At 61.0% G+C, this 24,485-nt stretch carries 14 protein-coding genes; 5 read left to right on the forward strand and 9 right to left on the reverse strand.

Going from position 1 to position 24,485, the window contains the following annotated elements; genetic code table 11:
- Window position 1: 1 nt before the first annotated feature.
- Both treS and CAF90_RS04425 read right to left on the reverse strand, forming a co-directional pair.
- On the reverse strand, window positions 2–3,343 hold the full coding sequence (treS, locus tag CAF90_RS04420; RefSeq protein ID WP_085604076.1) for a maltose alpha-D-glucosyltransferase: 3,342 nt from the start codon (window positions 3,341–3,343) through the stop codon (window positions 2–4).
- A 146-nt stretch (window positions 3,344–3,489) separates the two neighbouring features.
- Window positions 3,490–5,487, reverse strand: a complete 1,998-nt coding sequence (locus CAF90_RS04425; RefSeq protein WP_085604079.1) for an alpha-1,4-glucan--maltose-1-phosphate maltosyltransferase — start codon at window positions 5,485–5,487, stop codon at window positions 3,490–3,492.
- A 218-nt stretch (window positions 5,488–5,705) separates the two neighbouring features.
- Between CAF90_RS04425 and CAF90_RS29520 the strand changes: the two genes are divergently transcribed.
- On the forward strand, window positions 5,706–5,864 hold the full coding sequence (locus CAF90_RS29520) for a hypothetical protein (RefSeq protein WP_007952133.1): 159 nt from the start codon (window positions 5,706–5,708) through the stop codon (window positions 5,862–5,864).
- Here CAF90_RS29520 and CAF90_RS04430 read toward each other — a convergent pair whose 3' ends face one another.
- Entirely contained in the window at window positions 5,865–6,401 is a 537-nt protein-coding gene (locus CAF90_RS04430) for an MgtC/SapB family protein (RefSeq protein WP_085604082.1), read from the reverse strand.
- 122 nt (window positions 6,402–6,523) lie between these two features.
- Between CAF90_RS04430 and CAF90_RS04435 the strand changes: the two genes are divergently transcribed.
- The 3 genes from CAF90_RS04435 (at window position 6,524) to mapR (ending at window position 10,055) form a co-directional block, all read left to right on the forward strand.
- Window positions 6,524–6,772, forward strand: coding sequence for a DUF3203 family protein (locus CAF90_RS04435; RefSeq protein WP_007952135.1), 249 nt, complete (start codon window positions 6,524–6,526; stop codon window positions 6,770–6,772).
- A 195-nt stretch (window positions 6,773–6,967) separates the two neighbouring features.
- Window positions 6,968–8,398 (forward strand): cytochrome c oxidase accessory protein CcoG, encoded by a 1,431-nt coding sequence (gene ccoG / locus CAF90_RS04440; protein WP_085604085.1) that lies wholly within the window; start codon window positions 6,968–6,970, stop codon window positions 8,396–8,398.
- A gap of 247 nt (window positions 8,399–8,645) precedes the next feature.
- Window positions 8,646–10,055: a GntR family transcriptional regulator MpaR gene (gene mapR, locus CAF90_RS04445; RefSeq protein WP_039772397.1), complete on the forward strand. Its 1,410-nt coding sequence runs from the start codon at window positions 8,646–8,648 to the stop codon at window positions 10,053–10,055.
- Between the two features lie 153 nt (window positions 10,056–10,208).
- Here mapR and CAF90_RS04450 read toward each other — a convergent pair whose 3' ends face one another.
- Both CAF90_RS04450 and CAF90_RS04455 read right to left on the reverse strand, forming a co-directional pair.
- A complete protein-coding gene (locus CAF90_RS04450; RefSeq protein ID WP_007955033.1) occupies window positions 10,209–10,955 on the reverse strand; it encodes an SDR family oxidoreductase in 747 nt (248 codons plus the stop codon).
- 85 nt (window positions 10,956–11,040) lie between these two features.
- The gene (locus CAF90_RS04455; protein ID WP_085604088.1) at window positions 11,041–13,122 is read right to left on the reverse strand and encodes a bifunctional diguanylate cyclase/phosphodiesterase; all 2,082 of its coding nucleotides are present in this window, start codon (window positions 13,120–13,122) and stop codon (window positions 11,041–11,043) included.
- 395 nt (window positions 13,123–13,517) lie between these two features.
- Here CAF90_RS04455 and CAF90_RS04460 point away from each other — a divergent pair, with 395 nt between their 5' ends.
- The gene (locus tag CAF90_RS04460) at window positions 13,518–15,293 is read left to right on the forward strand and encodes a hypothetical protein (RefSeq protein WP_085604091.1); all 1,776 of its coding nucleotides are present in this window, start codon (window positions 13,518–13,520) and stop codon (window positions 15,291–15,293) included.
- A 110-nt stretch (window positions 15,294–15,403) separates the two neighbouring features.
- On the opposite strand, the gene CAF90_RS04465 is transcribed toward CAF90_RS04460, so the two are convergent.
- The 4 genes from CAF90_RS04465 to CAF90_RS04480 are packed head-to-tail and all read right to left on the reverse strand — an operon-like array spanning window position 15,404 to window position 24,388.
- Window positions 15,404–16,879, reverse strand: coding sequence for an efflux transporter outer membrane subunit (locus CAF90_RS04465; protein WP_007955050.1), 1,476 nt, complete (start codon window positions 16,877–16,879; stop codon window positions 15,404–15,406).
- A complete protein-coding gene (locus CAF90_RS04470; protein ID WP_085604095.1) occupies window positions 16,876–19,983 on the reverse strand; it encodes an efflux RND transporter permease subunit in 3,108 nt (1,035 codons plus the stop codon). The genes CAF90_RS04465 and CAF90_RS04470 overlap by 4 nt, the downstream gene beginning before the upstream one ends.
- A complete protein-coding gene (locus tag CAF90_RS04475) occupies window positions 19,980–23,084 on the reverse strand; it encodes an MdtB/MuxB family multidrug efflux RND transporter permease subunit (RefSeq protein ID WP_085604098.1) in 3,105 nt (1,034 codons plus the stop codon). The genes CAF90_RS04470 and CAF90_RS04475 overlap by 4 nt, the downstream gene beginning before the upstream one ends.
- A complete protein-coding gene (locus tag CAF90_RS04480) occupies window positions 23,081–24,388 on the reverse strand; it encodes an MdtA/MuxA family multidrug efflux RND transporter periplasmic adaptor subunit (protein WP_085604101.1) in 1,308 nt (435 codons plus the stop codon). Before CAF90_RS04480 ends, CAF90_RS04475 begins: the two co-directional genes overlap by 4 nt.
- Window positions 24,389–24,485: the final 97 nt, after the last annotated feature.

The following is a 24,485-nucleotide window of genomic DNA, read 5'->3' on the forward strand; positions in this document are numbered from 1 at the left end:
ACTACTCTCCACCAAGATCGGAAAAGGGTTTGAGCCCCGTCAATAACCCATACAGACCGTGCAGCGGCACGGGCAGCCAGGTGGGGCGATTTTCGGCTTCATAGGCCACTTCGTAGGCCGCTTTCTCCAGACCGAACAACGCCAGTGCGGCGTCGGCACCTTCAGGATCTTGCCAGGCATGATCAAGACTAGCTGCCGCTTGGCGATATGCCTGGAGAAATGCTGCCCGGGCTTCACGCAGGTAACGCTCCGTGACCCGCCGACGCGCGGCTTCGGCCTCGGGGCTGTTGTCGACGTTGTGCACATTCAGGGCCATGGCCGCGGCATAGTCGAAGGAGCGCAGCACACCACTGACGTCCTTGTACGGACTGTGCTTGCCTCGGCGCTCGGCCAGTGGCCGCGCCGGTTCGCCTTCGAAGTCGATCAGGTAGGCATCACCCTTGATCACCAGCACCTGCCCCAAATGCAGGTCGCCGTGCACTCGGATCCGCAAGCCGCCAGCGGATTGCTTCGCCAGTTCCTGCACATGGGCAAGGATGGCTTTTTTGTTGTCGAGCAACCGAGCAACAAGCTTCTGATCCGCCGCGTCGAGTTCGCCCTGATGCTGCTTGAGCAGCTTCAGCGCATGCTCGACCTGCGCCGCGACATCCTTGCCGGTCGCCTGCGCATCCTTGGCCGAACTGACCTGCGGCGCGAAGTCCTTGTTGTCGCTTGGCGCGGCCAGCACCTGATGCATCTCCCCCAGACGCTGGCCGAGCATCCCGGCGAAATCCTTCAGTTCACCCAAGGCGTTGTAGTGCTGCGCCTGTTCGGACACGGCATCGGCCAGTTCATCGCGCAGCGCCCGTTCGAGGTTGTTCTGCGTCCATTCCCAGGCGTCGCCCTGATTGCTCAGATAACCCTGCGCAATCATCAGCAGGTTGTCTTCGCCCTTCCCGTCGCGGCGAATCACTGAACCGAGCAGCGGTGAGATATTGGCAAATCCGGCAGCGGTCAGATAAGCGCTCATCTCCAGTTCCGGGTGTACGCCGGACGCGACTTTGCGGATGAGCTTGAGCACCAGGCTGTTGCCGATCACCACCGAACTGTTGGATTGCTCGGCGGACAGATAGCGCACTTCGGATTCCGCGCCGAGACCGAGTTTTTCCAGTTGTGGCGTTGCCTCGAAACGGATCTCGCCCTCACTGGATTCCAGCACCGTACCGCTCTGCATGCCTTGCAACACCGCGCGAATAAACGCTTCAAGACTGAAGGCATCGGTAATCAACCCGACCTGACGAACCCGACGTACGCGCGCCAAGGCCAATTGTTGCGGCAACGCCGGCCCGACCTGATCTTCGGCAATGAAGCCGAACGGCAATTGATAACGGCTGGTCTGCCCGCCGCTCTGCACTTCGATTTCGCTGAACAGCACCGGATGTTGTGCGTCGCCGAAACGCACGCCGTAGGCCAGTTTCACTTGTTCGATGGCGGCGTCCTTGCCAGCGAACCAGCGGCGGTTCTGCAGCCAGCTTGGCAGGATCGCCTGTTCGAGGGTGGCCCGGGACGGTGCTTCGAGCAGTTCTTCCATGCGTTTTTTCAGCACCAGCGTGGTGAAGTCCGGCAGGCTCTGCGCCGGCTCGACGTGCCAGCTCGGCATCTGGTTTTCCGCCGCCAGGCCGAACCAGTAGAAACCGTAGGGCGGCAGGGTCAGCAGAAAACTCAGTTGGCCGATGGGTGGGAACGCGTTACCGCCGAGCATCTCCACCGGCACCATGCCGACGTAGGCCGACAGGTCGAGCTCCACCGCTTGCGCGCTGCGCGACACGTTGGCCACGCACAGAATGATTTCGTGCTTGCCGTCCGGCCCGGTGTATTCGCGGGTGTAGGCCAGCACGCGACGGTTGGCCGGCGACAGCATCTTAAGCGTGCCGCGACCGAACGCCTTGGATTGCTTGCGCACGGTCAGCAGGCGCCGGGTCCAGTTCAGCAGCGAATGCGGGTCGCCGGCCTGGGTTTCGACGTTGACCGACTGATAGCCGTACTGCGGGTCCATGATCGGCGGCAGTACCAGACTGGCCGGATCGGCGCGGGAGAAGCCGCCATTGCGGTCGATCGACCATTGCATCGGTGTACGCACGCCGTCGCGGTCGCCCAGATAGATGTTGTCGCCCATGCCGATTTCATCGCCGTAATACAGGGTCGGCGTGCCGGGCATCGACAGCAGCAGGCTGTTGAGCAGTTCGATGCGGCGGCGGTCGCGTTCCATCAACGGCGCCAGACGCCGGCGAATCCCGAGATTGATCCGAGCGCGACGGTCGGCGGCGTAGTAGTTCCACAGGTAGTCGCGTTCCTTGTCGGTGACCATCTCCAGCGTCAGTTCATCGTGGTTGCGCAGGAAGATCGCCCATTGGCAGTTGGCCGGGATCTCCGGAGTCTGGCGCAGGATGTCGGTGATCGGGAAGCGATCTTCCTGGGCCAGCGCCATGTACATGCGCGGCATCAGCGGGAAGTGAAACGCCATGTGGCATTCATCGCCATTCACGCCCTCGGAGTCGGTGTCGCCGAAGTACAGCTGGGTGTCTTCCGGCCATTGGTTGGCTTCGGCCAGCAACATGCGATCCGGGTAGTTGGCATCGATTTCGGCGCGGATCTGCTTGAGGACGTCGTGGGTTTCCGGAAGGTTTTCGTTGTTGGTGCCGTCGCGCTCGATCAGATACGGAATCGCGTCCAGCCGCAGGCCGTCGATGCCCATGTCCAGCCAGTAACGCATCACCGACAGCACGGCTTTCATGACCTGCGGGTTGTCGAAGTTGAGGTCCGGCTGGTGCGAATAGAAGCGGTGCCAGAAGTACTGGCCGGCCACCGGATCCCAGGTCCAGTTGGACTTTTCGGTGTCGAGGAAAATGATCCGGGTGCCGTCGTATTTCTGGTCGTCATCCGACCACACGTAGAAATCCCGCGCCGCCGAGCCGGGCTTGGCCTTGCGCGCCCGCTGGAACCACGGGTGCTGATCGGAGGTGTGGTTGATGACCAGCTCGGTGATCACCCGCAGGCCACGTTTGTGCGCCTCGGCAATGAATCGCTTGGCATCGGCCATCGTCCCGTAATCGCTGTGCACGCCACGGTATTCGGCGATGTCATAACCGTCGTCGCGGCGTGGCGAGGGGTAGAACGGCAACAGCCAGATGGTGTTGACGCCGAGTTCGGCGATGTAATCGAGTTTGGCGATCAGGCCGGGAAAGTCGCCGATCCCGTCGTTGTTGGAGTCGAAAAAGGATTTGACGTGAACCTGATAGATAACCGCGTCCTTGTACCAGAGCGGATCCTTGATGAAGGTGGCTGCCTTGGGTTTCTTCGCCATGTGAAACTCCTGTTCAATTCGTTGAAGCCAAACCTGCTACTGATCGTTCCCACGCTCCGCGTGGGAATGCATACCGGGACGCTCTGCGTCCCAAAGGCGGACGCAGAGCGTCCATGGCGGCATTCCCACGCAGAGCGTGGGAACGATCAAGGGGAAGTAATGCGCCAGATTCCAAACGGCTGATACGCCGGGTCGATCCGCATGAACTGGTACTTGCCGTGCCAGTCCCAGCGATGGCCGTTCATCAGGTCTTCGCCGTGGGTGGTGGCATCGTCCGGCAGGCCCATTTCCCACAGCGGCAGCTCGAAATTCGCTTCCTGAACGTTATGCGGATCGAGGCTGACGGCCACCAGAATGAAGTTGCTGCCGTCCGCGCTGCGCTTGCCGAAATACAGAATGTTGTCGTTCCAGGCGTTGTAGATCTTCAGGCCCAGATGGCTGTGCAGCGCCGGGTTCTGGCGGCGGATGCGGTTGAGCTGGGCGATCTCGGCAATGATGTTGCCGGGCTGGTTGAAGTCGCGGACGCGGATCTCGTATTTCTCGGAATCGAGGTATTCCTCCTTGCCCGGCACCGGCGCCGATTCGCACAGTTCGAACCCCGAATACATGCCCCAGAGGCCCGAACCCATGGTCGCCAGCGCCGCGCGAATCAGAAATCCGGGACGTCCCGATTCATGCAGGAACGCCGGGTTGATGTCCGGGGTGTTGACGAAGAAATTCGGCCGGTAGCACTCGCGCCACGGCGATTCATTGAGCTCGCTGAAGTAGGTCGCCAGTTCGGTCTTGGTGTTGCGCCAGGTGAAATAGGTGTAGCTCTGGGTGTAACCGACCTTGCCCAGCCGCGCCATCATCGCCGGGGTGGTGAAGGCCTCGGCGAGGAAGATCACTTCCGGGTACAGCGTGCGCACATCGGCGATCAGCCATTGCCAGAACGGCAGCGGCTTGGTGTGCGGGTTGTCGACGCGAAAGATCTTCACGCCCTCCTGCACCCAGCCGACCACGATGTCGCGCAGCTCGACCCACAGGCTCGGAATCGCTTCCGGCGCATAGAAGTCGACGTTGACGATGTCCTGGTATTTCTTCGGCGGGTTCTCGGCGTATTTGATCGTGCCGTCCGGCCGCCAGTTGAACCAGCCCGGATGCTGCTTGAGCCACGGGTGATCCTGGGAACACTGGATCGCGAAGTCGAGGGCGATTTCCAGACCATGGTCAGCAGCAGCGGCCACCAGCCGACGGAAGTCCTCGCGGGTGCCGAGCTGCGAGTGGATCGCTTCGTGACCGCCCTCCTCGCTGCCGATCGCATATGGGCTGCCGGGGTCGTCCGGGCCGGCGGTCAGGGAATTGTTGCGACCCTTGCGATGGCTGCGGCCAATCGGGTGAATCGGCGTGAAGTACAACACGTCGAAGCCCATGTCCTGAATCATCGGCAGGCGCGAGTGCACGTCATTGAAAGTGCCGTGGCGGGCGGGATCGTCGGTGATCGAGCGGGGAAACAGTTCGTACCAACTGGCGAATTCCGCCAGTTCACGTTCAACGTCCACCGGAAATTCCGGACTGAGGCTCAAGTAGGCGCGGTGATCGGCCTCGGCCATCAGTTGCGCACTGCGCGAGTGCAGAAACAACGCGACCTGCTCGGTTTCGAGCAGGCCGGACAATTCGTGGTGCAGGCCGGCCAGTTGTTCGCTCAGCTGACCTTCGCTGCGCTCGGCGGCCTGCTGCACCATGGTGCGCCCCTCTTGCAGTTCGAGGCTGACCGGGACGGCGGCGGTGTGCTTCTTCTCCAGTTCGTACTGAAAGCTGGCGAACTGGTCGATCCACGCTTCGATCAGGAACAGATAGCGGCCCATGCGCTGCGGTTGAAACACACCGCGCCAGCCGTTGTTGCCCTGATCGCTCATGACTTCGGTCTGCCAGGTCTCATCGCCCTCTTCGCGCCAGCGAATGCGCACCGCCAGCTTGTCGTGACCGTCGGCGAACACCTTGCTGGTGACCACGATCTCCCGGCCGGCAATCGCCTTGACGGCAAACTGTCCGCCGTCGAGGGTCGGCGCGGTGTTTTCAATGACGATGCGCGGCAGCAGCAGAGCCTGCGACAGCGGCATGTGCGGGTTGTAGCTCAGTTCGGAGGGTTTTTCAGCAGTCATTGAGCATCTCTCCTTAACGCCCCAAGGACGCTCGTTTGCCTGTTTGGCGGTCACGACCGGGCCTGCGCCCGGCGATGAACTCTCTCAGGTTCCGAGCGACCGTTGCCGGGAAAAGTTCACAGGGATTTGCCCCGCCACAAAATCGGATCGATTTCGCAGTGAAGTGGTCAACCCACTTAAGCACGTCCCACGCCAAGTGCCACACGGAGGTTCACCCGATGACTATTCCGATTCCGGCCGAAACACCTGATCCGAACATCGACAAACCGGTCTTGCCCGAGACCGAACCGCAACCGATCCCCGAGCAAGAACCGCCTGGCACCACGCCACCGCCCAAGGAGGAACCGCCGACGACCATGCCGCCGGTGATTGTCTGATTAGCGTGGGTCGTTGTGGTCCTTCTCGATGCGATCCTTATCCAGATGATCGTTTTCGAAGACTCTGACGATCCTCGGCATCACGCTGAAAATCCCCAACGCCAGCAACGTACTGAGCACCGCCGTCGCCTCGCGCCCCAACCCGGCCGCGACGCCGATGGCGGCGGTCATCCATAAACCGGCGGCGGTGGTCAGGCCTTTGACGTGCCCTTCGTCACCTTCGTGGTTCTTGAGGATGGTGCCGGCGCCGAGAAAGCCGATCCCGGCGATCACACCTTGCATGACCCGGCTCATCGCATCGGCCTGGGAACCGGACAATTGCGGTACCAGCACGAACAACGCCGCGCCAAGGGCTACCAGCATGTGCGTTCGCACCCCGGCAGCCTTGCCCTTGTGCTCGCGCTCGAACCCGAGAATCCCGCCCAATATCGCTGCCATCAGCAGGCGCACGGTGATCCGCGTCAGCTGCGATGCATCGCCGATGTCGGCAAATTCGGCTTGCAGGGTTTCCCACACTTCATGCCACCAGGCGTTCATCGTGCAGTCCTTGTGAAGGGGTTATAGAAGGTGGACAGCGGCGACCATTAATCGGTTGCGTAGAACGATCGGCGGAGCGCGGGCCCTAACGATTCAGATCCCCTGTGAAAAAGGACAGCCCCATGCCCCTTCGTATCGATGAAAGCAATCCGGAATCGAAAGTCTGTTTTTTCACCGTGGAAAATGGTGAAGAGATTCGGATCTGCGACACGCTGGAAGTCAGGACAGATAGCGAAAAAGCCATGTCGTTCGTCGAAGTGGAAGGACGGCGCATCTACGTCACCGAAGCGGAAGCTGATGCATTGACCGTCGCAGGCGCCCGGGATGGACGCAAACACCTGAAGGCCGACGACAGTGATTCGGTGATTTGACTGACCTCGATCAACAACCGGCGCAGGCGTCTGGGATAGGCATCTGCGCCTTGGCCTGCGGGCTGCTTCAAGTTGTCGCAGGCATTGCTTTAAAACTCATCTGATACGCTTTTTATTGAAATACCTGAGTCTGTTATGCAAACAGATCGGCGCTCATAGTTCCCTGGCCTGATGGAGGCTGATGAGCGAACGACCATGAGCGAACGAATCCCCGTCCGAACCGTAGAAGCATCTCCCCAGATAAAAAAAGTACCGGCGCGCCCAATGAAGGCGAAACACGCCACCAGCGATAACCAGATTTTCACCCGCAGCTTCACCGGCCTGTTCCGCACCTTGCGCATGAGTGGCGCGGGTTTCCTGTTCCTGTTGTTTTTCGGCACGGTGTGGCTGAACTGGGGCGGTCGTCAGGCGGTGCTCTGGGACCTTTCCGAAAGCAAGTTCCACATCTTTGGCGCGACCTTCTGGCCGCAGGATTTCATCCTGCTGTCTGCGCTGCTGATCATCGCTGCGTTCGGCTTGTTCGCGATTACCGTGTTCGCCGGCCGGGTCTGGTGTGGCTACACATGCCCGCAGAGTTCGTGGACGTGGATCTTCATGTGGTGCGAGAAGATCACCGAAGGCGAGCGCAATCAGCGGATCAAGCTGCAAGCGGCGCCCTGGAGTCTGAACAAACTGGCGCGGCGCGCGGCCAAGCACACGCTGTGGCTGGCGATCAGCGTGCTGACCGGTCTGACCTTTGTCGGTTACTTCACTCCGATCCGTCCGCTGGCCGAAGAGCTGCTGACCTTGCAGATTGGTGGCGTCAGCCTGTTCTGGGTGCTGTTCTTCACCGCCGCCACCTACATTAACGCCGGCTGGCTGCGTGAGGCGGTGTGCATGCACATGTGCCCGTATGCGCGGTTCCAGAGCGTGATGTTCGACAAGGACACGCTGGCGATTTCCTACGACGTGGCCCGTGGCGAAAACCGTGGCCCGCGCAAACGCGAGGTGAAACCGGCCGAAGCTGGCCTCGGCGATTGCATCGACTGCCAGTTGTGCGTGCAGGTCTGCCCGACCGGCATCGACATCCGCGACGGCCTGCAAATGGAATGCATCGGCTGCGCGGCGTGCATCGACGCCTGCGACTCGATCATGGACAAGATGAATTACGCCCGTGGCCTGATTCGCTATACCTCCGAGCGTGAATTGCATGGTGGCAAGACACACCTGCTGCGCCCGAGACTGATTGGCTACGTCGCGGTGCTGGTGGTGATGATAGGCGCCCTCGCCCTGGCGTTGGTCGAACGGCCGATGGTGTCGCTGGACGTGACCAAGGACCGTGGCCTGTTCCGTGAAAACGGTCAGGGCCAGATCGAAAACATCTACACCCTCAAGGTCATCAACAAGACCCAGCAGCGCCAGGATTACATCCTGACGCTGGTGGACGGGGAAGGCTTCCAGCTGCAAGGCAAGACCGAACTGAGCCTGGCGCCTGGCGAGATCGTCGATGTGCCGGTGTCGGTGGCGATGACCACCGAACGTGCGGCCAGCAGTTCGCAGACCTTGAGCTTCAAGATTGCCGACAGTGATGAGCCAGAGATTTATAGCGTGGCGAAGAGCCGGTTTGTTGCTCCGATGAATCGGTGAGCCGTTAGAATCGCCCCCCTCGCCCCAGCCCTCTCCCAGAGGGAGAGGGAGCCGACCGAGGTGTAATGAGTTGTACATCGACCTGAAATATCGAGTTGATTATGGATTCACAGCAGCACGATCAGGTCGATGTAACTCTGAAGCATCCCACGATCAGTCCCCTCTCCCTCCGGGAGAGGGCTAGGGTGAGGGGCTGATGCCCCTGACCCACCACAAAAACATCAAACACCACGCACCAAGGCCCCCGATGAAACGCTACGAAAAATTCGCCGACGACATCGCTGAACTGATCCGCTCCGGCGTCCTCGGCCCCGGTCAGCGGGTGCCGTCGGTGCGCTACGCAAGCCAGACTTACGGCGTCAGCCCGTCCACGGTATTCCAGGCCTATTACCTGCTGGAACGCCGAGGCCTGATCCGCGCCCGGCCCCGCTCTGGCTACTTCGTCAACACCCACGCCCCGAGCCCATTCTCGGAGCCAGTCATCAGCAGCCAGGTCAACGAGTCCACCAAGGTCGACGTCAGCGAACTGGTGTTCTCTGTGCTCGAGTCGATCAAGGACCCGAGCACCGTGCCGTTCGGCTCAGCGTTCCCCAGCCCGACCCTGTTCCCGCTGCAACGCCTGTCCCGCTCACTGGCCAGCGCCGCCCGGGAAATGGACCCGCGCATGGTGGTCACCGACATGTCGCCGGGCAACCCGCAACTGCGGCGGCAGATCGCCCTGCGCTACATGGTCGGCGGCCTGATGCTGCCGATGGAAGAACTGCTGATCACCAACGGCGCCCTCGAGGCCCTGAACCTGTGCCTGCAAGCGGTCACCGAACCCGGCGATCTGGTGGCCATCGAAGCCCCGGCGTTTTACGCCAGCCTGCAAGTGCTCGAACGCCTGAAACTCAAAGCCGTGGAAATCCCCGTGCACCCGCGCGACGGCATCGACCTCGGCGTGCTCGCCCAGACACTCGAGCGGCACCCGATCAAGGCGTGCTGGTGCATGACCAGTTTCCAGAACCCGATGGGCGCGACCATGCCCGAGGCCAAGAAACAGGAACTGGTGGAACTGCTGAAACAGCATCAGGTGCCGCTGATCGAAGACGACGTCTACGCCGAACTCTATTACGGCCAGCAGGCGCCGAAACCGGCCAAGGCCTTCGACACCGAAGGTCTGGTGATGCATTGCGGCTCGTTCGCCAAAAGCCTGGCCCCCGGCTACCGTATCGGCTGGGTCGCCGCCGGCCGTTACGCGCAGAAAATCGAACGGTTGAAACTGATGACCTCGCTGTGCGCTTCGATGCCGGCCCAAGCAGCCATCGCCGACTACCTGCAACACGGCGGCTACGACCGCCATCTGCGCAAACTGCGCTACGCCCTCGAAGAACAGCAAAGCGCCATGCTCGCCGCCATCGCCCGCTACTTCCCTGCACAGACGCGTGTGAGCCAACCGGCCGGCGGTTACTTCCTGTGGCTGGAACTGCCACCGCAGATGGATTCGTTGAAGTTGTTTCAGATGGCGTTGGCACAGGGGATCAGCATTGCGCCGGGGCCGATTTTTTCGCCGACCCAAAGATTCAGGAATTGCATTCGTTTGAACTACGGCAGCCCGTGGACCGAGGATGCGGAGAAGGCAATGGAGACGTTGGGGCGGATTGTGCGGTCGTTCTGACAATCACTTTCCGTGTTGATCGTTCCCACGTCGAGGCGTCGAACCGTCCGCGTGGGAATGCCTCAAGGGACGCTCCGCGTTCCAGCTCTCGAATGGGACGCGGAGCGTCCCGGGCTGCATTCCCACGCGGAGCGTGGGAACGATCATAGAGGTTTAGCGCCCGCCGCCGAGATCGACAAAAGTCCCCGTCGCATACGAAGCCTTGTCCGACAGCAACCACACAATCGCCTCCGCCACTTCATCCGGCCGCCCGCCCCGGGCCATCGGAATCGCCGACTCCAGCTTGCTGACCCGATCCGGGTCGCCGCTCAACGCGTGGAAATCGGTATAGATGTAACCCGGACGCACCGCATTCACCCGAATCCCCTCGCCCGCCACTTCCTTGGACAGACCGATGGTGAACGTATCCAGCGCGCCTTTGGACGCTGCGTAATCGACGTACTCATTGGGTGAGCCCAGCCGCGCAGCAACCGAGGAGACGTTGACGATGCTGCCGCCCTGCCCGCCATGTTTTGGCGACATGCGCAGGATCGCGTGCTTGGCGCAGAGGATCGGTGCCAGGACGTTGGTTTTCATGATTTTGAGGATGCGGAATTCGGACATTTCGTCGACCCGGGATTTTTGCCCCACGGTGCCGGCGTTGTTGACCAGGGCGGTGACCCGGCCCAGTTCGCTGTCGACCCGATTGAACAGCGCGATCACTTCGTCTTCGATACTGACATCGGCACGGACCGCAATGGCCGTGGCGCCGCGTTCACGCACCTGATCGAGCACGTGGTGAGCGGCCTGTTCGTCCGTCTGGTAATTGATGCAGATCCGGTAGCCTTGCTCGGCAGCCAACAACGCAGTGGCGGCGCCGATTCCACGACCGCCGCCGGTGATCACAATGACTTTATCCATGCTGGCCTTTCCCCCGATGCACACGTAACAGTCGGGGCAAGAATAACCGTCATTGCAGGGTTTTGCATGACCTGCGATTAGCGGCTCAGCTCACCGCCAATGGTTTGCCGCGCACGATGTCCTGCAGGAAGCGATCCGCCGGCATCGGGTGACCGAGCAGATAACCTTGCAGCGAATCGCAGCCCAGTTGCGTCAGGAAATCCTGCTGCGAATCGGTCTCCACACCTTCAGCCACGATGCGCAGGCCCAGCGCCTGACCGAGGGCGACGATCGCCGAGACGATGGCCGCGTCATCGCTGTCGTGCTCCAGATCGCGGACAAAACCGCGATCGATCTTCAGCTCGTTGGCCGGCAGACGCTTGAGGTACATCAGGCTCGAATAACCGGTGCCGAAGTCGTCGATGGACAGGTCGACGCCCATGTCGGACAGCTCCTGCAACACCGTCATGCTCGCGTCGGCGTCGCTCATGGCGGTAGTTTCGGTGATTTCCAGGGTCAGGCTGTTGGCCGGCAGATGGTGAGTCGCCAGGGCTTTGGCGACGCTGCGCACCAGCCCTGTATGGCAGAACTGCAACGCCGACAGGTTCACCGCGATCCGCCAGTCGGTGTAGCCCAGCACATACCACTCGCGCATCTGCCGGCAGGCTTCGTTGAGCACCCACTCGCCAATCGGAATGATCAGCCCGGTCTTCTCCGCCAGATCGATGAACTTGTCCGGCATCAGCATGCCGTGGGTCGGGTGTTCCCAGCGCAACAGCGCCTCGGCACCGACCGGACGACCATCGGCCGCATGGAATTTGGGTTGGTAATGCAGGCTGAACTCGCCGTGCTCAAGCGCCGCCCGCAAGTCCTGCAGCAATTGCAGCTGCTTGCGGGCGTTGCTGTTCATCGAGGCGTCGAAGAAGCTGTAGCCGTTCTTGCCGCCGCCCTTGGCGTGGTACATCGCGGCGTCGGCGTTCATCAGCAGTTCCTGGGCGCTCTGGCCGTTGCCCGGGTACAGGGCGATGCCGACGCTGGCGGAAATCTGCAGCTCATGTTCGGCGACCCGGAACGACTGCGCGATCAGGCCGACCTGACGCGCCGCCAGGCCCAGCGCATCGTTGGGCTCGGTCAGGCGCACCAGCAGGACAAACTCATCGCCGCCGATCCGCGCCAGCGTGTCGAGACTGCGCAAATCTTCACGCAGACGTATTCCCACTTCGCGCAGTAACAGGTCGCCCATGTGGTGACCGAAAGCGTCGTTGACCGGTTTGAAGCCGTCCAGATCGATGAACATCAGCGCAAAACAGCCGCCCTGCTCGTTGACCTTTTTCATCGCCTGATTGATCCGGTCGTCCAGCAGCATGCGGTTCGGCAGGCCGGTCAGGGTGTCGTGCAGGGCCAGTTGGGTGAGTTCGCGGTTGGCCACGGTCAACGAATGGGCCAGATCAGCCGTGCGGGCTTCGAGGCGCGCGTCGAGAATCGAGGTCAGCAGCGCGATGGCCAGCACCGCCAGCGTGGTGATCAGCACCAGATTGTCGAGGCCGTTGCCGTTCAGGCCGCTGAGTGCCGCACCGCAAAAGCTGCCATCGGGAAACCGCGCCGCCGCCATGCCGGTGTAGTGCATGCCGACAATCGCCACGCCCATGACAATCGCCGCCCCGGCACGGAACAACCGCACGTAAGGCGACTGCTGACGCAGACGAAAGGCGATCCACAACGCTGCCGCCGACGCGCCGACGGCGATCAACAGCGAGGCGCCGAACAGTGTCGGATCGTAGTCGATGCCCGGCTGCATGCGCATCGCGGCCATGCCGGTGTAGTGCATGGCGCTGATGCCGGCGCCCATGATCAACGCGCCAAAGGCCAGTTGCCAGGCCGGCAGTTTCGGCTGGCTGACCAGCCACAGGGCAAAACCGCAGGACAGCACGGCGATCAGCAATGAGAGCGCCGTGATTGAAATGTCGTAACCGAGACTGATCGGCAACTTGAACGCCAGCATGCCAATGAAGTGCATCGACCAGACGCCGATGCCCATGGCAAACGCGCCGCCGGCCGTCCATAAATGCACGGCACGGCCCTTGGCGGTGGCAATGCGCCCGGTGAGATCGAGCGCGGTGTAGGAAGCGAGGATCGCCACACACAGCGAAATGAAAACCAGCGTGAAGGAATAGCTACCGATGAGCATGAGAATTCTCGTGACCACCCCGCCGTACTGCGTCCGTTCTCAGCGGGGCCAAATGCGCCGATTGTACTGATTGCACAAAAGAACGCACTGACAAAGTAATCAAATGGCCATCAACCCGATGAAACGCTTGTTTGATCGTCTTACAAGGCTCTGGCACGGCAATCGGGATTGAACATCTTTCCGGTGTGAGCAGCAGAACTCGAGCATTTAAGGAAAGCACCGAGCAGGCTCGGAAGTACGTGCCGTGTGCGTTTTTATTCTGATGGAAGCCCCCCGAAGTTAAGACCGTTTATCGGAATGGCCCTGCTACCTGTAAGTTCTGACAGTTGTGCGCGGTCGTCACTGGATATCTGATAACTCATCGGCCCATTACTCGCCCACAGAGGGATCAGTCCATGCCTAGCTCAACGCCCCCTTCGCAATCCACGTTGGTACTGTATCCGGCACGTATTTCACTTGCGACCGCTCCCATAATCGGGGCTCACTACGGTGTACTCCGGGCTATCTACGATTTGATGCCCAAGGGCTGTGAGGTAGTGGTTGACGCGTTTTGGGGGCAACAGCAAGGTGACGAAGTTCGTTTAAACCTGAACGGCCAGACCAATATCGCCCGTGCCACGACTCAGGGAACCAGTGATTCGGTCAAGCTTTACATTCTCCATGGCCTGCTAATTCCAGGCATCGTCAATCGATTGACCTACACCGTGATGCGCGGCAGTTCAAACCAGGGAACCTCTGAGCCACCTGTAGAAATCATTTATAACAAGGAGGGACCCGGTAAACAGGACGTCACACCCGGCGACGGTGCAAATTCTTCTTTGAAGCTGCTGCTGCCGAAAGAAATCACGGACGGTGTCGGTCCGGGATTCACCGGAGCCATCGTGTGTGTGGAATATGCATGGTGCCGTGCGCATGACCGTATTCGGCTCAATTGTAATGGCCATGATGTATTTCACACGGTCACTGAAAATCAGGCCCCGCCTCCACCCGCTCATGGTTCAGCCACTCCCACCCGGATCTGCTTCAAAGTCACCAGCGCCGATTTGAAAGACGATCCTGAGTTCATGTTTTCCTTTACGGTAAATGATCAACTCAAAAATGGTCCGGATTCTGATGCACCATGGTCAGCCGTCGAGAAAGTAGTTGTAGATCAGGCGGGCACACTGCTGGCAGCGCCTATCCCTCGAGAAATCCCCAGTGATACGAGCGATGACAAAACCACCATCAGTTTGAAGAAACTGGGAGCCAACCCGCTATCTCTGATCATTTTGACGCAACACCAACGTTTTGAGGCGGGTGACACAATCAAAGCGAAATACATCACCCGATTAGATGGCGTGCCGGATGAAATAACCGATGCAACTGGCGTTGTGGAAGAGGATGAACTGGGGCAGAAAAAGGCCTGCGTACTCAAGATTCCAAACGAGAAAGTCATCCCCAAAAGTACTGCACTGATGACCTACGAGTTGTTCAGAAATAACGTTTCGCAGGGGACTTCCAGAATCGCATCGGCAATTGTCGAAGCCTTTGTACCGCTGTCCGTTGACACTTCACTACTTCGGCTGAAGGGGTTAAAGGTCGTAGGCTCTTACCTAGGGACACCGAATGGTGTTGACGCAATTGATACCACCGCAACACGACTCCCGGTTGGTGGTGTTGAACCGTACACGTTCGAATCAACCTCCAATGCGTTTCAAGCAGCGGCTGATGGCAAGGTGACTGCCGTGTGGAATGGTACAGGCGAGATCGTCATACGTGACAAGGTTGGCAGTGAAGTCAGATACTCCGCGCATGCTGAGAATATCCATGCACTCCGTGTCTTCCATGGCGGATACCCGTGGACTTACCCGAAATATTCGGCTTGGATCAATCAGAATGGACATTTTGGGCTGACCGCCAACTTACGTGCAGTATTGCAACGGTGCTATTCATACCCATGGATCAAATGGGATCAACCTCAGCATCCCGAAGCCTGGACAGGCGCCGCTGCGGGCGAAGTTTACAATGACACGTCGAAAACTTTTTATACCGCGGACATTAACTCAAGCAAAGACTATGGGCTGGGTTTTTATAAAGTGCCTGCGATACCGGATACGGGATCGATGGGTGCGATGGGAATCGAGGAGCAAGATCAGGACATGTCGATTATTCAAGCACCTTTGCCAGAGTAAACCTCAAGGTCAGAGGAGTAACCCAAGCAGCGGTAGACCAATCTTCAATGGTCTACCGCAAAAGGCAGGGTGCCTGCTACATCCTGATAACAGCCCTGAGGGAGGTCAGATCACTGCACGCTATTCGCCGGGGTTTCCAGCTGCCCGTCCCAACCACCGCCCAACGCCGCGATCAACTGCACACTGGCGATCAAACGGCTCTGCAGGATATTCAGGACAGTGCGTTCATTGCTCAGCGCCGTCGCCTGAACCACCACCACATCGAGATAAGCAATCACTCCGGCCTTGTACTGGTTTTCGGTCAGGCGCAACGAATCCCGTGCTGCATCAAGGGCTTCCTGGCGCACGGCCGCTTCGTCTTCGTACACCTTCAACTGCACCAGATAGTTTTCCACTTCGCGGAAGCCATCGAGCACGGTCTGGCGGTATTTGGCCACGGTCTGGTCGTACACCGCTTCGGTGCGATCGACCTCAGCGGAGCGGATGCCGCCGTCGAACAGCGGCAGGGTCATTTTCGGCCCGACCGACCAGAAGCGGTTCGGCAGGCTGATCAGGTTCTGTGAGGTACTGCTGCTGTAGCCGCCGCTCATGCTCAGGCTGAAGTCCGGGTAGTACGCAGCCTTGGCCACGCCGATGTTGGCGTTGGCGGCGATCACCGAACGCTCGGCCGAGGCGATGTCCGGGCGGCGCTCGAGCAACTGCGACGGCAGGCTCAGCGGGATCTGCGGGAGCTTGGGAATGTCCTGAGTCTCGGCAATATTGAATTCGGCAGGCGGCTGACCGGTCAACACCGCGATGGCGTTTTCGAACTGCGCCCGTTGCCAGATCAGGTCCACCAGATCGCCTTGGGTGGTTTTCAGCTGGGTCTGCGCCTGCGCCACCGCGTCCCGCCCGGAAACCCCGGCGTTGTACTGGTTCATGGTCATTTTCAGCGAGCGCTCGTAAGCGGCCACTGTCGATTCGAGCAAACGTTTCTGCTGATCGATGACCCGCAATTGCAGGTAGTTCTGCACCAGCTCCGATTGCTGGCTCAAACGCATTGCCGCCAGATCGGCGTAGCTCGCCTGAGCGCTGGCCTCATTGGCTTCCAGGCCACGGCGCAACTTGCCCCAGACATCCGCTTCCCAACTCACGCCCAGCTGCGCGTTGTAAGTGTCACGGATACCGCTGGAGGAACTGCTCAGGCTCGAACTGCTGCTGCCTGTGCCTTGGCTGGAGCGAGTCTTGCCGGCGCTCAGATCGACGCTCGGATAAAACGCTCCGCGCGCGCTGCGCACCAAGGCCTGGGCCTGACGGTACTGTGCTTCGGACTGGGCGACGGTCTGGTTGGAACTGTTGAGTTTCTCGATCAGCTCGTTGAGCTGGCGGTCGCCATACAGCTCCCACCAGGCACCGCGCGCCAGGGAATCGCTCGGGTTGGCCTGACGCCAGCCTTCGGCTTCCTTGTACTGGGCGATTTCGGCGGTCTGCGGGCGCTGGTAGTCCGGGCCGACGGCGCAGGCACTGAGCATCGCCACGCACAGCGACAGGCTCAGCAGACGCGAGCCGCGAACGGTAGCCAGATTGATAAGCGAACGGTCAGTCATAGCGGAGTTTCCAGAGCGGCATCGGTGCGCACGCCACGCCATTTGTTGAAACGATGGCGCAGCTTGTCGAGATAGAGGTAAACCACAGGCGTGGTGTAAAGGGTCAGCACCTGGCTGAAAACCAGCCCGCCGATGATGGTCAGGCCCAGCGGCTGGCGCATTTCCGCGCCTTCGGCCCGGCTCAGCAGCAACGGCAAGGCGCCAAGGATCGCCGCCAGCGTGGTCATCAGGATCGGCCGCAAGCGTTGCAGACAGGCGCTGCGGATCGATTCCAGCGGCGCCATGCCTTGATGACGTTCAAGTTGCAGCGCCAGGTCGATCATCAGGATCGCGTTCTTCTTCACCACGCCGATCAGCAGGAACAATCCGAGCAGCGAGATCAGGCTGAACTCGCCGCCCAGCACGTAGATCGACAGCAACGCGCCGACCCCGGCCGACGGCAGCGTCGACAGGATCGTCAGCGGGTGAATGTAGCTTTCATACAGCACGCCCAGCACCAGATACACCGCCAGCAGCGCGCCAAGGATCATGAACGGCTGGCTCTTCTGGGTGGCGGCGAACGCATCGGCGGTGCCGGCCATTTTCACGATCACGTCTTCCGGCAGGCCAAGTTTGGCAATCGCCCGCTCGATGGCGGCGCTGCCCTGCTCCACCGTCACACCTTCGGCCATGTCGAAGGAAATGCTCTCGGAGGCGAACTGGCCTTCGTGGCTGACCCGGTCGTCTTCCAGGCTGTTTTCATAATGAGCGAAGGTCGACAACGGAATCCGCGCACCGTCAGCCGTGATCACCTGAACCTGCTTGAGCGTCACCGGATCCTGGGCGTATTTCGGATTGACCTCCATCACCACCTGATACTGGTTGAGGCTGTCGTAGATCGTGGAAATCTGCCGCTGGCTGTAAGCGTTGTTGAGCACCGCCGTGACCATTTCCATGTCCACGCCCAGGCGTTTGGCCTGATCGCGGTCGACGATCAGTGTCACCTGTTGCGCACCCGCCCCTTCGCGGGCGTCGATCGCGGTCAGCTCGGGCAAGGCCCGCAGCGCGGTGACCACTTTCGGGTACCACTCGCGCAAGGCGCCCAGATCACCACTTTGCAGAATGTAGCTGTACTGCGAAGTGGTCTGCTCGCGACCTCCGCCGAATTGCAGGTCCTGGTCGGCCATCAGCATCAACTGCGCACCGGCCACCTTGGGCATTTCCTTGCGCAGGCGCTCGATGACTTTCTGCGCCGACAGATTGCGCTCCTTGATCGGTTTCAGGCGTACCAGCATGAACGCGTTGTTGGTGCCGTTGGTGCCACCGATGAACCCGGCGACACTCTCGACCGCTTCGTCCTTGAGCACGGCGCGGCGGAAAATCTCCATTTTCGGCTGCATCACGCTGAACGACAGACCGTCGTCACCGCGCACAAAACCGATCAACTGGCCGGTGTCCTGCTGCGGCATGAAGGTTTTCGGCACCACCACATAGAGAGCGACGTTTACCCCGACGGTGATGATCAGGCTCAGCAACGTCAGGCGACGGTGGCGCAACACCCAGTCGAGGCTGGTGGCGTACTTGCCGACCATCCAGTCGTTGGTGCGGCGGCTCCAGCGTTGCAGGCGGTTTTCCTCGCCCGGTGTATGAGGTTTGAGCCAGCGGGCGCAGAGCATCGGGGTCAGCGTCAGGGAAACCACCAGCGACACCACGATGGCCGCGGCCAGGGTGATGGAAAACTCGCGGAACAGACTTTCGATGATCCCGCCCATGAACAGGATCGACAGGAACACCGCCACCAGCGAGACGTTCATCGACAGCAAAGTAAACCCGACTTCCTTGGCCCCGAGGTACGCGGCCTTCATCGGTTTGACGCCTTCGTCGATGTGCCGGGAAATGTTCTCCAGCACCACGATGGCGTCGTCCACCACCAGCCCGGTGGCGAGAATCAGCGCCATCAGCGACAGGTTGTTCAGCGAGAAGCCGTAGAGGTACATCACCGCAAAGGTGCCGACCAGCGACACCGGCACCGCCAGCGTCGGAATCAGGGACGCGCGGAAGTTACCGAGGAACAGGAACACCACCAGAATCACCAGCGCCACGGCGATCAGCAGGGTCATTTCCGCTTCGTGCAAAGTGGCCTTGATCACCGGCGAACGGTCCATGGCCAGGTTCAGTTTGACGCTGGCCGGCAGCACCGCCTGCAACGCCGGCAACTGCGCCTTGATCTCGTTGACCGTCTCGATGATGTTGGCGCCGGCCTGGCGGTTGATCACCAGCAGCACCGCGGCGTCATCGTTGAAGAAACCGCTGTTGTAGCGGTCTTCCACGCCGTCGCTGACCTTGGCCACGTCTTTCAGGCGCAGGGCCGCGCCGCCGTTGTAGTGGATGATCAGCGATTCGTAATCCTTGGCCTTCTCCAACTGGTCGTTGGCCTGGATCTGCCACAGACGCTGGTCGTCCTCGACCGAACCCTTTGGCCGGCGCACGTTGGCTTCGGCGATGGTCTTGCGCACATCGTCGAGCGCCACGCCGTACTGGTTCAGCGCCTGGGGTTCGAGTTCAATGCGCACCGCTGGCAACGAGCTGCCGCCGATCTGCACTTCGCCGACGCCCTGCACCTGGGACAGGCTCTGGGACAGTATGGTCGACGCCAGGTCATAGAGCTGGCCTTTTTCCAGCACATCCGAAGTCAGCGACAGCACCATGATCGGTGCCTGCGACGGGTTGACCTTCTTGTAGGTCGGCATGCTGCGCATCCCGCTCGGCAGCAGATTGCGAGAGGCGTTGATCGCCGCCTGCACTTCCCGCGCCGCGCCGTTGATGTCGCGGTCGAGATCGAATTGCAGAATCACCCGGGTCGAGCCCTGGCTGGAGCGGCTGCTCATGGTGTTGACGCCGGCGATGGCGCCGAACGAGCGCTCCAGAGGCGTGGCTACGGTGGACGCCATGACTTCCGGACTGGCGCCGGGCAGGCTCGCCTGCACCACGATCACCGGGAAGTCCATTTGCGGCAGCGGCGACACCGGCAGCAGACCGAAGCTCACACCGCCCAGCAGCATGATCGCCAGGCTCAGGAGCATGGTCGCCACCGGGCGCTTGATGAAAGGACCGGACAGGTTCATGGCTGTTCCACCGGCTCCACGGCCGAAGGAGCACGGCCCCAGCGCCGGCCGAGACGATCGAAGTACAGGTAGATCACCGGCGTGGTGAACAGCGTCAGCACCTGACTCACCAGCAACCCGCCGACCATCACCAGACCCAGTGGTTGACGCAATTCAGCGCCGGAACCGGTAGCCAGCATCAACGGCACCGCACCAAACAGCGCAGCCAGCGTGGTCATCAGAATCGGCCGGAAGCGCAACAGCGCCGCCTGATAAATCGCCTGCTCCGGCGCCATACCCTGAGTGCGTTCGGCGTCGAGGGCGAAGTCGATCATCATGATCGCGTTCTTCTTCACGATACCGATCAGCAGGATGATGCCGATGATCGCGATCATCCCCAGGTCATTGCCACTGAGCAGCAACGCCAGCAACGCCCCGACCGCCGCCGACGGCAAGGTCGAGAGGATGGTGATCGGGTGAATATAGCTCTCGTAAAGCACGCCGAGCACGATGTACATGGTCACCACCGCCGCCAGAATCAGCAGCAAGGTGCTCGACAACGATGCCTGGAACGCTTCGGCCGCGCCCTGGAACTGGGTCTGCACGCCGATTGGCATGCCGATGTCCTTTTGCACCTGCTCGATGATGTCCACCGCATGCCCCAGCGCCACGCCGGGCGCGAGGTTGAACGACATCATCACCGCCGGGAACTGGCCGATGTGGGTGATCGCCAGTTGTGCCTGCCGTTCCTCGACGTGGGCCAGACTCGACAACCGCACCTGCCCGCCATCGGTGGTCTTGACGTGAATCTGATCCAGCGCCTGCGGACCGATCTTCTCCCCGGCCTGAGCCTGCAGCACCACGCGGTACTGGCTGGCCTGGGTGTAGATGGTCGAGATCTGTCGCTGACCGAACGCGTCGTACAGCGCATCAGTGATGTTCGACACCGACACACCCAGCCTTGAAGCGGCGTCGCGGTCGATCACCAGGAACACCTGCAAGCCTTTGTCCTGCAAGTCGCTGGCGACGTCGGTCAGTTCCGGACGCTGGGCCAGGGCCTCGACCAGACGGCCGCTCCACAGGCTGAGCAATTCGGAATCCGGCGACGACATGCTGAACTGGTACTGCGTACGGCTGACGCGGTCTTCGATGGTCAGGTCCTGCACCGGCTGCATGAACAGGCGGATGCCGACAAGCTTGTCCAGTTGCGGTTGCAGGCGGGCAATCACTTCGGTCGCCGTCAGATCACGCTGGCCATGGGGCTTGAGGTTGATCAGCAACCGGCCGCTGTTGAGCGTGGCGTTGTCACCGTCGACACCGATGTAAGACGAAAGGCTTTCGACCGCCGGATCTTCGAGAATCACCTTGGCCAGCGCCTGCTGGCGCTCGCCCATGGCGGCGAAGGAAATCGACTGCGGTGCTTCGGAAATGCCCTGGATCACCCCGGTGTCCTGCACCGGGAAGAAGCCCTTGGGCACCACCATATAAAGGAACACGGTCAGGGCCAGTGTGCCGATAGCCACCAGCAGGGTCAGCGGCTGGTGCTTGAGCACCCACTGCAACTTACGCCCGTAAGCGGCGATCATCCAGTCGATGAACGCGCCACTGGCGCGGTAGAAACGGCCCTGTTCATGTGGCTCAGGCTCACGTTTGAGCAGACGCGCGCACATCATCGGCGTCAGGGTCAGCGAGACCACCAGGGAAATCAGGATCGCCACTGCCAGGGTGATGGCGAATTCGCGGAACAACCGCCCTACCACGTCAGCCATGAACAGCAGCGGAATCAGTACCGCGATCAGCGACAGGGTCAGGGAAATCAGGGTGAATCCGATCTGCTTCGCGCCCTTGAGCGCCGCCTGCATCGGGCTGTCGCCCTCCTCGATGAAACGCGCGATGTTTTCCAGCATCACGATCGCATCGTCGACCACGAAACCGGTGGCGATGGTCAATGCCATCAGCGTCAGGTTGTTGACCGAGAAGCCAGCAAGGTACATCACGCCAAACGTACCGATTAGCGACAGCGGCACGGCCACCGACGGAATGATCGTCGCACTGGCACGCCGCAGGAACAGGAACGTCACCATCACCACCAGAGCGATGGCGATCAGCAGTTCATGTTGCACGTCGGTGACCGAGGCACGAATGGTCTGGGTGCGGTCGGTCAGCACGACCACGTCGAGACCGGCCGGCAGGTTGTCGGTGATGCTCGGCAGCAGTGCCTTGATCCGGTCGACCACCTCTATCACGTTGGCGCCCGGCTGACGCTGGATGTTCAGCAGCACGGCCTGATTCTGGTTGGCCCACGCCGCCAGACGCTCGTTCTCGGCGCCGTCGACGATCTGTGCGACATCCTTGAGCCGCAGCGGCGCGCCGTTAGCGTAGGCCAGGATCAGGTTGGCGTAATCCTTGGGCGAGGTCAGCTGGTCGTTGGCGTCGAGCATCGACACCCGGGTCGGGCCGTCAAAGTTACCCTTGGGCTGGTTGACGTTGGACGCGCTGATCAGCGTGCGCACGTCCGACAGGTTCAGGCCGTTGGCCGCAAGCGCCTCCGGGTTGACCTTGATCCGCACCGCCTGACGCTGGCCGCCGGCAATGCTGACCATGCCGACGCCGCTGATCTGGGCGATCTTCTGCGCCATGCGCGTATCGACCAGGTCATTGAGTTTGGGCAGCAGCATGGTTTTCGAGGTGATGGCCAGGGTCAGCACCGGGGTGTCCGCCGGGTTGACCTTGTTGTACACCGGTGGCGCCGGCAAGTCGGTCGGCAACAGGTTGGTCGCAGCGTTGATCGCGGCCTGCACCTGCTGTTCGGCGACGTCCATGTTGATGTCGAGGCTGAAACGCAGGGTCAGCACCGACGCGCCGCCGGAACTGGTCGAGGCCATTTGCGTGAGGCCCGGCATCTGCCCGAACTGACGTTCCAGCGGCGCGGTGACGGCGCTGGTCATCACGTCCGGACTGGCGCCCGGATACAGGGTCATGACCCGGATGGTCGGGTAATCGACCTGCGGCAAGGCCGAGACCGGCAGCAGGCGATAAGCGATCAGACCGGCCAGAACGATGGCCAGCATGCTCAGCGTGGTGGCGACCGGGCGGAGGATGAACAGACGCGAAATGTTCATGCGCCCTTCTTGGCCTTGTCAGTGACGGTGGCGTCAGGCGCGGTGGCGGCGGACTTGCCTTGCAGGTGTTCGGTCGGGGTGGTCGGCACATCCTTGCTGTCGTTGACCACTTCCACTTCGCTGCCTTCCTTCAGACGGTCAGTGCCTTCCAGCACCACGCGGTCGCCGGCGGCCAGGCCTTCGGTGATCACGGTGTTTTCACCATCGCTGGCGCCGATCTTCAATTGGCGGATGGTGACTTTCTTGTCGCCGTCCAGCGCGTAGACAAAGGTGCCGTTGGTGCCGAACTGAATGGCGGCCGACGGAGCCAGCACCACACCTTTCAGGGTGTCAGCCAGCAAATGAACGTTGACGAACTGGTTGGGGAACAGCGACTGATCGCGGTTCTCGTATCGCGCCTTGAATTTCAGGGTGCCGGTGGTCACGTCGATCTGGTTGTCGAGGCTTTGCAGTACACCGGTGGCTTGCAGTTTGGTGTCGCCACGATCCCAGGCCTCGGCCGGCAGTTTGGCGCCGCTGCGGTAGCGGGCGAGTACGGTTTCCAGGCTGTTTTCCGGCAAGGTGAAGGCGACGCTGATCGGCTGGGTCTGGGTGATGACTGCGAGGAACGTGGTGTCGTTGGCCGCTACGAGGTTGCCAACGTCGAGCTGACGCAGGCCGACGCGACCGGCAATCGGTGCGCGGATCTTGGTGAATTCGAGATTGAGCTTGGCGTCGTTGACCGCCGCCTGATTGGTTTTCACGGTGCCGAGGTATTGGCCGACCAGCGCTTCAGCGGTGTCCAGCGTCTGCTTGGCGATGCTGTCTTCCTTGTAAAGACCGCGATAACGCTCCACATCGACCTGGGCATTCTTCAACTGCGCCTGATTCTGCAGCAAGGTGCCTTCAGCCTGGAGCAAGGCGTTCTGGTACGGGCGCGGGTCGATCTCCGCCAGCAGGTCGCCGGCCTTGACCATCTGCCCTTCCTCGAAATAGATCTTCACCAGCTCGCCGCCGACCCGACTGCGCACATTGATGGTGTTGAGCGCCGTCACCGTGCCCAGCGCCTTGTAGTACAGCGGGAAGTCCCCGGTGACTGCCGGCGCCACGCGCACCGGAATCGGCCCGCCCGCCCCGCCAAAGCCCGGACGCATCATCCCCGAACGACCGGTGTGACCGGCCTGCGCCTTCTCGCCGCCCTCCTTGTGGGTCGAAGCGGCGGGCCAGAATTTCCAGCACAGACCGGCAATGACCAGCAGGACAAGCAGGCTCAACAGCCAGCGACGGGAGTTACGTGAGGAGGATTGCATGGAGTGATTAACCATTGGGCGCGTGGGCTTCTTTTACGGGAGGCTGAACGATAAGCACTGGTGGGGATTTAGCAAAGCAGCTTTACCGGCAATTTACCTTCCACTTACGTTT

Source organism: Pseudomonas sp. B37(2017) (assembly GCF_002112885.1).
GTDB classification, from domain to species: domain Bacteria; phylum Pseudomonadota; class Gammaproteobacteria; order Pseudomonadales; family Pseudomonadaceae; genus Aquipseudomonas; species Aquipseudomonas paraglycinae.

Coding starts and splice junctions, on each gene's coding strand:
- treS (WP_085604076.1), bottom strand. CDS start 3,343: ATGGCGAAGAAACCCAAGGCAGCCACCTTCATCAAGGATCCGCTCTGG.
- CAF90_RS04425 (WP_085604079.1), bottom strand. CDS start 5,487: ATGACTGCTGAAAAACCCTCCGAACTGAGCTACAACCCGCACATGCCG.
- CAF90_RS29520 (WP_007952133.1), top strand. CDS start 5,706: ATGACTATTCCGATTCCGGCCGAAACACCTGATCCGAACATCGACAAA.
- CAF90_RS04430 (WP_085604082.1), bottom strand. CDS start 6,401: ATGAACGCCTGGTGGCATGAAGTGTGGGAAACCCTGCAAGCCGAATTT.
- CAF90_RS04435 (WP_007952135.1), top strand. CDS start 6,524: ATGCCCCTTCGTATCGATGAAAGCAATCCGGAATCGAAAGTCTGTTTT.
- ccoG (WP_085604085.1), top strand. CDS start 6,968: ATGAGCGAACGAATCCCCGTCCGAACCGTAGAAGCATCTCCCCAGATA.
- mapR (WP_039772397.1), top strand. CDS start 8,646: ATGAAACGCTACGAAAAATTCGCCGACGACATCGCTGAACTGATCCGC.
- CAF90_RS04450 (WP_007955033.1), bottom strand. CDS start 10,955: ATGGATAAAGTCATTGTGATCACCGGCGGCGGTCGTGGAATCGGCGCC.
- CAF90_RS04455 (WP_085604088.1), bottom strand. CDS start 13,122: ATGCTCATCGGTAGCTATTCCTTCACGCTGGTTTTCATTTCGCTGTGT.
- CAF90_RS04460 (WP_085604091.1), top strand. CDS start 13,518: ATGCCTAGCTCAACGCCCCCTTCGCAATCCACGTTGGTACTGTATCCG.
- CAF90_RS04465 (WP_007955050.1), bottom strand. CDS start 16,879: ATGACTGACCGTTCGCTTATCAATCTGGCTACCGTTCGCGGCTCGCGT.
- CAF90_RS04470 (WP_085604095.1), bottom strand. CDS start 19,983: ATGAACCTGTCCGGTCCTTTCATCAAGCGCCCGGTGGCGACCATGCTC.
- CAF90_RS04475 (WP_085604098.1), bottom strand. CDS start 23,084: ATGAACATTTCGCGTCTGTTCATCCTCCGCCCGGTCGCCACCACGCTG.
- CAF90_RS04480 (WP_085604101.1), bottom strand. CDS start 24,388: ATGGTTAATCACTCCATGCAATCCTCCTCACGTAACTCCCGTCGCTGG.